The sequence below is a fragment of the Porcipelethomonas ammoniilytica genome (assembly GCF_025567485.1).
Taxonomy (GTDB): Bacteria; Bacillota; Clostridia; order Oscillospirales; family Ruminococcaceae; genus Porcipelethomonas; species Porcipelethomonas ammoniilytica.
In genome coordinates this window covers 1-11,672 of record NZ_JAOQKH010000026.1, presented here as the reverse complement: position 1 = coordinate 11,672, position 11,672 = coordinate 1, and the positions used below count along the sequence as shown (strand labels likewise).

10 protein-coding genes are annotated in these 11,672 nt (G+C 31.3%); all 10 read right to left on the bottom strand.

What is annotated here, in order from left to right; genetic code table 11:
* On the bottom strand, positions 1 to 3,910 hold a 3,910-nt coding region (locus OCV67_RS12050; protein ID WP_178085131.1), incomplete at its 3' end, for a cellulose binding domain-containing protein.
* Positions 3,911 to 4,536: 626 nt separating this feature from the next.
* Positions 4,537 to 4,686 carry a hypothetical protein gene (locus tag OCV67_RS12045; protein ID WP_262644618.1) on the bottom strand — a complete coding sequence of 50 codons (150 nt, stop codon included), beginning with the start codon at positions 4,684 to 4,686 and terminating at the stop codon, positions 4,537 to 4,539.
* A 210-nt stretch (positions 4,687 to 4,896) separates the two neighbouring features.
* Positions 4,897 to 5,052 carry a hypothetical protein gene (locus OCV67_RS12040; RefSeq protein WP_262644616.1) on the bottom strand — a complete coding sequence of 52 codons (156 nt, stop codon included), beginning with the start codon at positions 5,050 to 5,052 and terminating at the stop codon, positions 4,897 to 4,899.
* A 32-nt stretch (positions 5,053 to 5,084) separates the two neighbouring features.
* The gene (locus tag OCV67_RS12035; protein ID WP_147644204.1) at positions 5,085 to 5,333 is read right to left on the bottom strand and encodes a hypothetical protein; all 249 of its coding nucleotides are present in this window, start codon (positions 5,331 to 5,333) and stop codon (positions 5,085 to 5,087) included.
* A 168-nt stretch (positions 5,334 to 5,501) separates the two neighbouring features.
* Entirely contained in the window at positions 5,502 to 7,646 is a 2,145-nt protein-coding gene (locus OCV67_RS12030) for an RICIN domain-containing protein (protein ID WP_147644203.1), read from the bottom strand.
* A complete protein-coding gene (locus tag OCV67_RS12025; RefSeq protein ID WP_147644202.1) occupies positions 7,643 to 8,455 on the bottom strand; it encodes a hypothetical protein in 813 nt (270 codons plus the stop codon). The genes OCV67_RS12030 and OCV67_RS12025 overlap by 4 nt, the downstream gene beginning before the upstream one ends.
* A gap of 375 nt (positions 8,456 to 8,830) precedes the next feature.
* Positions 8,831 to 9,076 carry a hypothetical protein gene (locus OCV67_RS12020; protein WP_147644201.1) on the bottom strand — a complete coding sequence of 82 codons (246 nt, stop codon included), beginning with the start codon at positions 9,074 to 9,076 and terminating at the stop codon, positions 8,831 to 8,833.
* Positions 9,077 to 9,208: 132 nt separating this feature from the next.
* Positions 9,209 to 10,075: a leucine-rich repeat protein gene (locus OCV67_RS12015; protein ID WP_147644200.1), complete on the bottom strand. Its 867-nt coding sequence runs from the start codon at positions 10,073 to 10,075 to the stop codon at positions 9,209 to 9,211.
* 84 nt (positions 10,076 to 10,159) lie between these two features.
* Positions 10,160 to 10,678: a cellulose binding domain-containing protein gene (locus tag OCV67_RS12010; protein ID WP_147644199.1), complete on the bottom strand. Its 519-nt coding sequence runs from the start codon at positions 10,676 to 10,678 to the stop codon at positions 10,160 to 10,162.
* 412 nt (positions 10,679 to 11,090) lie between these two features.
* A partial coding sequence (locus OCV67_RS12005; RefSeq protein WP_178085129.1) for a hypothetical protein occupies positions 11,091 to 11,672 on the bottom strand: 582 nt, incomplete at its 5' end.

Below are 11,672 nucleotides of genomic sequence, written 5' to 3'. Positions count from 1 at the left end.
CACATATTTTTGTAACTTTATGTCCGTTGATTTCTGCCGGTATTGTTACTTTTCCAGAATAAGAATTTTTAAATAATCCATAAATTGTAACAGTTGTTTCTCCGTCATATGTTTCTTCATAATATTGTAGATCTACTCCATCAATATTGCCGGTTTGTATATTTGCCTCAGCAGGAATATAACCTTTTCCGTCAACCCATTTATAATATTCTCCCTCTTTATATACCATATCATGTTCCGGCTTCTCAACATCAGGGACATATTTATATAAATGTTTTGCTCTTATTGCCGAAGAAACTTTACAATCATATTTATTATAATATGTAGGAGTAAAATGCTGATTTTCATTTTCTATAACGCCGTATAAAGCCATTTCTATATCATTTGGCAGTACATCACTGTTAGCACGCATTATTTCTCCGCCGCCAACGCTTCCGTATATACCTTTATTATAATATAATTCATTTAATTGATTATCACTATAAGCAGATGTAAAATTATTATTCATACCTGGATAAGCGTCAGTAATATTTAAAGTATGACCAAATTCATGAGCGCATACGCCTTCAAATACATCTATGCTATATCCTGTACCTTCGCCTATATATAGTTCCATTTTATTATTTCTAAAGACACCCCCCATTCCTGTATTAGCTATTCCGCCTTTTGTATTTATATTAACATTTATATAATTTTGATTTTGCGGTTCTTGTTCATACAACTTAAATTCTACTTTTGTTTTAATTTTCATACTAGGATAAAAATCAAATATTGTTCCGTTAAATTCTTTTTCCCATCTGTTTTTCAATCCGTCTAAAAATACTTTATCCAGCGTTACATTATCTCCGTATTTATTTTTTAATTCTTCATATAGTCTTTTGGAATCCTCATTTTCCGTTTTTAAATAGTCAATTGCATTTGCATTGTAATCTCCTGTAAAATATATATTCGGACATATTGTTATTTCATTCCCCTCTGCTTTTATGTAAACCGAATTTGACGTACTGTTTATAGTCGGATCTTTAAGTTCTGTGAATATGCTTTCAACCGTATATGCTTTAAATGCCCCTTTATCTGTATAGCGTTTTTCTAGATGATCGGTATAATATTTACTGTCATTGTAGTAATTATAGTAACGGTCATTTTCATCATAGAATTTTGATATGTTATTGTTAAACATCTTTTCCGGTTTCAGCTTATCCAAATCACTTACTCCATCATCTGCGCTTGAAGCTTTCAATGGATTTGATTTAACCGGCAGAACCTTTATTTTGTTTAATATATTATATAGTCCAAAGTTGTTTGAATTCACAAATCTGAACGGTACAAAATTGTATTCTGATTTTAACATATACCATGCAGACGGAAGCTTATCTTCAATATCTTTAATATATTCATTGTCATTTAATATAATTCCATTTTTTTCAAGAAATTCAGAATTTACTTCTTCCCAATCGGTAAGATCGTCATGATCCGTATCTGTTTTTCCGTTTACCTGCAATGGAGATGATAAATTCATTTCACTCCAATCCATTCCCATATATATTTTATTTTCAAATCCTTCAGGTACTTCTAACTTCATATTATCACAAATATGCTCATATATTACTCCCGCTGAATTTTCATCATATATTATACAAATCCCGTTCTTTTTAATTACTGCATCCAGTACGGATACTGTGCTCTCTGCACCTAGATACACCACTCCACACAAGACTTCCGAATAGTTGATATTCATATTCGGTTCATTACAAATATCAGTCTGATCAATACCCTGACAGTCAGTACTTCCGTTTAACAGTGTAAATACAAAGTTTTTGGAGTCATTTCTGAATTGCACATGATCCCTTAATAGTTCGTATGCAGGAGTTCTGTTTACATAGCCTTCAAACTGATCGTGTTCATAATTGTAAAGGCATTCCATTTCTTCCCTTGACGAAAAATAGTCTGCATTAGATTCATTTTCTTTGAGAAAATATGCTTCGTTATGTTTAAATCCAATAACATATATGTGTGCATTTGTGTATGTTTTGAAAATATTTTCAGATGCGTCAAGTATCATTTGTCTTTCAGCTAAATAATTTGATTCATATTCACCCGCACATTGTAAAACGAAAACAATATCAACTGTATCATCGCTTACTTCAGTGGTTATATCTGAAAAATTATTGTTATTTAAAATTGCTTGTATATTGTTCGGTGCATCCGCTTCTGATGACACTATCATTGAACCGCCGCTTGTATTTTCACTAATAAGTTCATCTGATACAAAAGCATCTGAAGCTGTATCAGTTAATTCAGAAAATAGAGAAGTTCCTGCTGACGAATATAACGATGCATTATTGATTCTTTCAGCATCAACATCTAAACTGTCCAACCATTTTTCCATATCGACAACACAATATGTTCCCAATTCCTCTACTTCAGTATACACAATATTATTAGATAAGTCAAATTTTGTTTCAATAGGCAAAAGCATATTTATATCTTCAAAGTATTTAAATATATTAAAACGTTTAATATTGGTAAACTCAGAATTGTTTTCGAGTGTACCTAGTTCATTGCTTAAGAAATTTTCTTTTATCTGAAACTTAATAGTAATATCTTTTGTCAATAATTCATCTTTATAGAAAATTTCAGGTGCAGCTCCTAAAATATAATTATTCTTTATGGCATTAGTATAAGTACTCTCTGAAACATTAAGATGAATATCCGGAACACCAGCTGCATTAAACTCCAATGAAAGTTTATATGGACTGTCTTCATTATTTATTTCAGATAAAATCTCATCATCGGTCGGAATTTCCCAATCACGCAGATATTCCGTCCATTCTGTACCTACGGGAGCATAAACGGCATAACATATATTACTGTAAATAATGTTTCCGTCATCTAAAGTTTGTTTGATTTTGAAATATTTAATAATAAAGTCACCTGTTATATGATATACAGAATTAAATGTATTACCGTCTACAGTTTCATATAATTCATACTCATCATTATCATCTGAAACATATACCTCAAAAGAACTTCCTATTGTTTCTGCTGTCCATGAGATATCTATATTTTCATTTTCAGAATCATATAATGCTTCGGCATTAATTTTATTATTTATATAATTATCGTATATCGGTGCATTATTTAATTCTGAAGATGAAATTACTTTTTCATCCGCAACCACTTCCGTCAGTGAATAATCAGTAATTGTCGGTTCGCCGGATTTTACACCGTTAAATCCAAGAGAAACACTTGAGTTTGGATATACAGTTCCGGTATATGTACCTTTCAGCATATAGCTGTAAGGCTCAAGCTCTGTTACATCTGCCGCCCAACTGTTTGTTATTTCCGTAATAGTAAAGTTAGTGTCAACTGTCAGTTCCCACGATTCAATAGGTTTATCAGTATTATTCTGAATAATTATTTCACCATTAAATGAATCTCCCCAAGTTTGGTTTACCTTGAGTGAAACTTCGTAACCCGATTCTTTTTCTTCTCTTGTCTGACAAAGCGTAAAATTGTCCGGCACCGCTTCACAGTCATCAACCATATAGCAGAACGAAACTGACGAATCAGGATTAATATTTGCATTATATCCGCTGTTTCTAAAATATGTAGTACCGGTAGAAGTTTGTGCTTCCTGAACATTGACAGTATTGTGTACCTGTCCATTAGGTTCAAAATACAGCATCCAGTTTTCAATTGTACTTTCACCGGTATTAGATAATGTTACTGAAACAAATTCTGTATTTCCCCATGAATTGGTAACATCATACGATATTTCATAGTCGTCATATGTATATGTATGACTGGTTTCTTCGTCTGCAAAAGCAGAAATCGGCATGGTAATAAAAGCATTTGCTGCCATAGCCACACCTACAAAAGCAGAAAACATCTTTTTTACTTTTAACATTTTCAACTTACTCCTTATTGTTTTTTACTTAAATAGCAGTATTACATTTATCAATTATATATACTATAATAATCTTTATGATAAATGTAAAAACCATGTTTATATATTAACATAAAATATGGAAAAAAGCAACTGATTTTGCTAATTTAATATTAAATAATAGAATTTTATTTTCTATGTTTATTTTAAACTCTGTATTTGTAAAATTTTATTATGCTTATCTAAACTTATTAATATATAAATATTTTTCGAAACAATTATTATAATAAGATTGCATCTTACAGATATAAATCATAAAAAATCCGCATTTGAAATCAAATGCGGATTTTTACATGTAAATTCATTCATCTATGGGATATTAATTATGAGTATTGAGCCATGCAAATAATTCTTAAGATTTTCACTTCCCATTTGCAAGATTCACACCTACTTCAACCAATTCGCTCTATATTATATGTAATTCTACACTGCTAATCCAACCAAATATTTTATCTCCATCCTATGTCCCATATTTCTTACAGAATTACGTGAAAATATAAATTGTTGTTCTGGACAATTATATTACTAATGTGTCCAGAACGCCGACCATATCGCGTCTGGCATCGGTAAATACTCAAGCGTGTACATCATTTTCTTCTCGCCGCGGCTTTCATTTCACTGAGAATATCCTTTGAGGAAAAACGTTCGCCAGTTTCTTCTGCTTCTCTTTCGGCCTCAGCAAGCTTAAAATATATGTCGCTTTCAAATTGCATTTTCTCAAAAGCCTCCATGCTCATGACGACCATATCTCCGTAACCGTTTTTGGTAAGAAAAACGGGTTGTGCAGTTTCATCAAATGTTGCAAGTAGTAAATGTGCCGTTACTTTCTCTTGATTATCTGGTACATCAATAAAGCTCTGTGGGTTTGAATTCCAAAGGCACTACTGCTAGAATTCATAGAAGATATTGCCTGAGATAAATATTGAAAATCTACTCGTGCAAATGCATCAGCAGATATTCCAATTAGCAAATACTTTTTGAGGATCATTAGCTAATTGTTTTAAAAATTCAGTATTTGATGCATTTATCCCAGCTAATGAACGTAAAACAACAATCTTTGAACTGTTACCACCTGTTGCAGCCTTGTAAATAGCATCTGTCATTGATTGTGCCAAATCAGGCGCTATTGCACCAGTTATACATCACCATAGGTTACTTTACCTGGAAATTTAATAAGACCATTACCATAATGTACCACGATACTGTCTTGCTCCTCTTGAACTTCTCCTACTTCGTCTGTAGATAACGTAAGTAAATCGGAACTTTCGGTTGGTGCTGAGCCATCCATATTATAAATTCTCACTTCAAAATTGTTAGTAGTTAACGGAACAAAATTATCTATTCCAAGCATGTGGTTTGTACCCATGTGCAAAGATGAAAACATAAAAATCAATCCTTTCTTAAATGGTATATAGAATATAAAGAATTTTAGTATCTATAAATATATATAAGGTTTATTTTTATATTTAAATAACATGATTAACATAAATTATTAATTCTATAAAAAATAAGAACAGAGATACCACTTTCTGTATCCCCGTTCTTATTATTTTTATTCATTTAGCAATTTAAATCTCTGAGCACTTGCACCAACAGCAGAATCTTTCCATTGCTGAATCGCTGTGCCATTTTCAGTACCATTATTACTAATATCAATGGCAAGCCCAGAATGCTTATTAATAAACTTTACATATCCACTTCCGCAATCTACCACATACCATTTTTGATTGTTTGCTCCACTCCAGTTGTAAAATCTCAATTGAGTACCGTTTTCATAACTTAAGTTTGGATCAGTAAGAACCTTATTACTGGAAAGAACCATAATTTTATAAGTTCCATCACTTTGACGTTGAAAATTATATCTTTGGTTATTAATATTATCTGGATTTGTTGTTGCACTCCATAAATGTGCTACTGCTCCGTCATTTGCATTTTTGGAATGTATTAGTTTACCTGATGTTTTACCTTGTATTTGATATATTCCATTAGGAATATTCATACTACTAGTAGGCAAATTAGTAGGTAATAATTTAAATCTTTGTGCGCTTGCCCCAACTGTTGAATCAACCCATTGTTGAATTGGAGTACCATTTTCAGTACCATTATTACTAATGTCGATAGCTAACCCAGAATGCTTATTAATAAATTTAATATACCCATTGCCACAATCAACAATATACCACCTTTGGTTATTACCACCATGCCAATTGTGAAATTTAAGCTGATTGCCATTACTGTAACTCCAACCATTATTATCAAGAACATATCCACTGGAAAGTACTGTAATCTTATATGTTCCATCATTTTGACGTTCAAAATTAAATCTTTGATTATTAATAGTAGCTGTGTTTGTTGTTGAATTCCATAAATGTGCTACAGCCCCATTTGAAGAATTAGCTGAATGTATTAATTTACCGGAAGTTTTACCTTGAATTTCATATACACCATCAGGAAGATTTATACTTTTGCTAGGTAAATTTGTAGGTAACAGCTTAAATCGTTGAGCATCTGAAGAATTATCCGTCCATTGTTGAACTGATGTACCATTTGCAGCACTATTATTATATATATCAATAGCTAATCCAGAATGTTTATTAATAAACTTTACATATCCATTACCACAGTTTACAATATACCACCTTTGATTATTACCGCCATGCCAAATATGAAATTTAAGCTGATTGCCATTATTATAACTAGATCCATTATTATCAAGAGCACTACCACTAGAAAGTACAGTAATTTTGTATGTTCCATCATTTTGACGTTCAAATTTAAACTGTTGATTTTTAATAGTAGTTGAATTTGTTGCTACCGACCATAAATGTGCTACAGCTCCATTGGATGCATTTGCTGAGTGTATTAGCTTCCCTGATGTTTTGCCTTGAATTTCATATACCCCATTTGGAATATTCATACTTGAAGTAGGCATACTTCCTTGAATTTCGTGTACTTTTATACCACTTGAATTAAAATAATGTGCCTTACCACTCTTGTTGATCCATTCATCTTTAGCCCATACTCCTGGAGATTTTTGATACTTCCAACCATTTCCAGTATCAAAGAATAGATTATTCAAGCATATACGCATTGCATTTTTATCATGTCTTGTTGCAGCGGAGTAATCTTCTGTACTATTCATTATTGATTCAAGATTAGAATATGGCCAACCTGTATTTAAATTATAAATATCATCAATCCCCCACACATGCCCTAATTCGTGGCACATAGTTCTAGATCTCATTGTTGATGATAAATTTGCACCATTTTTAGTAAAAACTATTTGTAAATCTCCATTATATACACCATAATGACCTGAAGGAATAATAAGATCAGTATATGCATTTCTGTCATAAGTAGAATTTGGATTATATGTTATCTTCAAATTGGCACTTGACGAAGATGTTTCAACAGCATTAATCAAACCATCCCACATTGCAACACCATTTGTCAAATTTGCTGATAAAAGATTTTTTGTAGATGTATTAGCCCAAAAAAATTTTACAGTATTTCCATCGATATGATATGAATCCATAATACTAAAATGATGATCTCCACCTGCTGAACCATAAGGATAATAATTTGCCCATGGAGTTAGACTGTGTGCAAAGGTAGTTGAAAGTGAATTTATAGTAACAAATAATATTAACATAAATAAACAAAACGAATTTGTTAAGATTTTAATAATTCTTTTCATTCTACTTTATCCTCCTGCAATTTACTAAAATCACTTGTATTTGTTAATTCCTCTTGACTTTTAAACAAGTCCGAAAATGCTTTATTAAAATCAGTTTCATCAAGTGCTATAAACCAATCGTTTTCATTGTCATCAGAAGATATAGTTTTATCAGTTACAGCCAATTCTTTAGATATAGTTTTATTCATAATATCTTTATTTTCACTAAAAAATTCATTATACATAAAAACCGTATCATTTTCTATTACTAATAAATTACTATATGTATTTGTAATATAAACATCAGCATATTTTTCTTGTTCAAATTTATCTTCTGGATTGTTATTTTCTTTTTGTTTAACAAATTCTTCATCAAGTACACGTGTTATAAATACATAATCACTGTTGTCTTCAATTAAAAAAGAATTTTTAAATATTGTTGAAAATGAATATGGATAATATACTTTTATAACATTTCCTTTAATAGGTGACGTTCCATAGTATTCTTTATTCACCTTAACTTCTATTATAGAACTAGGAAAAGGCCCCCAATCTTCACCATTTTCATCTGTCCATTTGACTTCATATTCTTCTCTGTTAATTACAGTACCACTAAAAACATAATCAGATTCTGTAATCGTTTCATTTAAATCAAATTTTTCAATTGAACCATTTGCAATATATGCTTCATCTTTAATTTCAGTTTTCATCCAAACTGAAGTGTTTATTGGAACAGAAGTAATGCTATTATACTTATATTTTGCTGTTACTGTACCAACTATAACTAACATTAATGAAATAAATAAAATTACTATCCTTTTCTTTTTCAAATCTTTATCTGTCCTTTCAATTTAAATTCATTATTTTCGCTTCGTCTACAGTAAAGTAATGATTTCCAGCATCAAATGACTTTAAATACTCTTCACTTAATGTTAATGTAATGCTTTCATTACCGTTTTCTATTACTGTATATTTTTACCAAATATTATACAATATAATTTCGTATTATACAACATATATTAGATATTTTTAAATGTATTTACTATTTTTTATACAATTTTAACAGTTTTATATAAATATTGTTTTTCACTTTTGTTAAAAGATTTTAAAAACATTCCTGGAACCCTTTAAAATTAATAATATTATAATACCAATACATTGTTGATAAATTTTTAAGGTAATAATTAAAATAAAACATATTACAATTAAGATCTGTACTGATTCAAATCAGTTCCAGGCGGAAGTGCGATAAGATCAACGATAATATCATTAATAACCCCATTGATTACAAGATAGATTTTACCAATAACAGTATTAGCATTTACCTGATCAAGACCATTGATATCTGCAGACATTTTTACATAATAATCATCAATAGCTCCTGAGTCATCATACCAATCAGCACCTAAGAAATATCGATATAATTCATTAACAGCCACCTGTGCACTCATGCATAACAAAGCCAAAGAAGTATGCTTAAACATAGCTGATGAAAACTAAAAATATTCTTTATAAACTAAAAAACGGAACTGGATATACTTTTCCAGTTCCGTTTTTATAAATTATTGAAAATTGATTATTATCTATTGCTTTATCGACTGCTCTGCCAAATATCTTGCAATATCTGCCGCATCTTTGGCTGTAACTTTACCGTCCTGATTGAAATCCATAGCCGGATAATCCTCAGCTGTTATCTTCTCTCCTGAAATAGACGACTGTGCAAGCTTTCCGTCTCCGTTGGCATCGCCTTTCATAGTTATATGTTCATCAAGTGCAACAAAAGTAAATCCGTTTTGATTTGCATATATCTCCGCAGTAGAGTTTTGATAACCTCGTATTATCATATTTTCTAATTGCTCATCATTGTCTCCATATCCTATGCCGGAATTTTCGAGAACAATATTTTGTGATAATACTGTTACATCATTCAAGTTATAACACCATCTAAATGCATCTAGACCAATTTGTTGTAAATTTTCAGGTAAAATTATGTTTTGTACCTCAGAAGATACAAAAGCATTATTACTAATTGATTGAATATTCTCTCCAAAAGAAATTTTGGTTGCATTATAAAAATACCAAGTTGAAAACCATAATGTATCTATTTTAGTTACATTATCAGAAAAATTAATTTCTTTAATTGGATTTTTATTCATCCAGTCAAATACAAAATTAGATTCTGAATTATCCGGCTCATTCCAATCAAATATATTGATTGATATGATATTGCCGTCAACATTGCAAACTCCATTTTCAATTGTCATAACAATATCTGAATCATCTTTTAAAAATGTCCATGTCATAATATCATCTTTTAATTCATATTCCCATTCATTTTGTATCACAACTCCTGATATGGTCTCTGAAGCTGATATTTGAAGACTAAAAGATGTTGTGAAAATTGAAACACTTAATAAAATGGTAATTAATCTAATCAGTTTATTCTTCATTTAATTTCTACCCCCAAAGTATCTTCTAAATATTTTTTAAATGCATTTACACATAATTCTATATCAGTGTCAGAAAGATCATACTTAAATAGTAAAATTAGTATCAACTGTCAGTTCCCATGACTCAATAGGTTTGTCAATGTTATTCTGAATAATTATTTCACCATTAAATGAATCTCCCCAAGTTTGGTTTACCTTGAGTGAAACTTCGTAACCCGATTCTTTTTCTTCTCTTGTCTGACAGAGTGTAAAATTATCTGGTGCCCCTTCACAGTCATCAACCATGTAGCAGAACGAAACTGACGAATCCGGATTAATATTTGCATTATATCCGCTGTTTCTAAAATATGTTATTCCGGCAGAAGTTTGTGCTTCCTGAACATTAACAGTGCTGTGTACCTGTCCATTAGGTTCAAAATACAGCATCCAGTTTTCAATTGCACTGTCACCGGTGTTGGATAACGTTACTGAAACAACTTCCGTATTTCCCCATGCATTTGTAACGTCATACGAAACTTCATAACCGTCATATGTATATGTATGACTAGTTTCTTCGTATGCAAAAGCAGAAATCGGCATAGTCATAAATGCATTGACTGCCATAGCCACACCTACAAAAGCAGAAAATATTGTCTTTCAGGCATAAAAATGCCCCCTTTTCATTAGACTTCATTTTGGTTTATTTCTATTATACCATTTTGTCTAACAAAAGGGGAGCATTTCACCGCCTACCGTTTCAGGTATGCCCTTAACAAAAATTATACATTATTTTACATGATATGTCAATATGCACTCTGATTTTACAGAGTGCGGAACAGATTCCGGAGTGGTTAAGTACATAGTCTTCTAGGGCAGTGGAGTTACAAACAAAACGGTATTGCAGGGGAAAACTTTATTAAACGTCTGCATACCGAAATTGATAATAAAATAATGACTAAGCCCGTCGGGAATTTCCTGACGGGCTTTTTGTTTTATTAGACTTCTGGAATTTCAGTAGTTTGAATTCTTAAATTAATTATGAAAAATCATAAGCAACAGCATCTTCTGTTAATAATGTATTAGTCCAGCCTACACAATAAGCAGCATATGTATTAACGTTAAGGTTATTTAAGGATATTCCGGCTACTCTCATAATATCGTAATAATACTTTACCTGTGAGTAAGCTGCTACGCTATCTCCATAAATATCCGGTGCTCCGTAACAATGCATAAGCTCGTGAGTAATACTTCTTGCAGTATCATCAGCAGCAGAATTGCCCGGTCTTACAAGAGATACGATATCAATATCGCTTAAACACATCATGGAAGAACGTCCGTTGTATTCAATAAATACAACATAAGATACTCCATCAGCACTATATTGTGATTTAAGTGTATCAGGCATCATATTATATGTCTGAAGCTGTTCTCTGAGCATTGTCTGCAGTGATTTTGATGTACCGTTTACAGTAATATTCCATATGGTATTGCTTGAAGGGACTGTTATTGAAATATTATTATTAGGTATCAGAAGTGAAAGATTAGAATTGGAAATTGCATTTTCAAAAGTAACCGTATTACTGTATCTTGAGCTTTGATTTTTAATATAATCTGTTGC

What these genes read in the sequence shown, in the direction of transcription:
- OCV67_RS12045 (WP_262644618.1), bottom strand. Translation starts at nt 4,686, where the DNA reads ATGAGCATGGAGGCTTTTGAGAAAATGCAATTTGAAAGCGACATATAT.
- OCV67_RS12040 (WP_262644616.1), bottom strand. Translation starts at nt 5,052, where the DNA reads ATGACAGATGCTATTTACAAGGCTGCAACAGGTGGTAACAGTTCAAAG.
- OCV67_RS12035 (WP_147644204.1), bottom strand. Translation starts at nt 5,333, where the DNA reads ATGTTTTCATCTTTGCACATGGGTACAAACCACATGCTTGGAATAGAT.
- OCV67_RS12030 (WP_147644203.1), bottom strand. Translation starts at nt 7,646, where the DNA reads ATGAAAAGAATTATTAAAATCTTAACAAATTCGTTTTGTTTATTTATG.
- OCV67_RS12020 (WP_147644201.1), bottom strand. Translation starts at nt 9,076, where the DNA reads ATGAGTGCACAGGTGGCTGTTAATGAATTATATCGATATTTCTTAGGT.
- OCV67_RS12015 (WP_147644200.1), bottom strand. Translation starts at nt 10,075, where the DNA reads ATGAAGAATAAACTGATTAGATTAATTACCATTTTATTAAGTGTTTCA.
- OCV67_RS12010 (WP_147644199.1), bottom strand. Translation starts at nt 10,678, where the DNA reads ATGGCAGTCAATGCATTTATGACTATGCCGATTTCTGCTTTTGCATAC.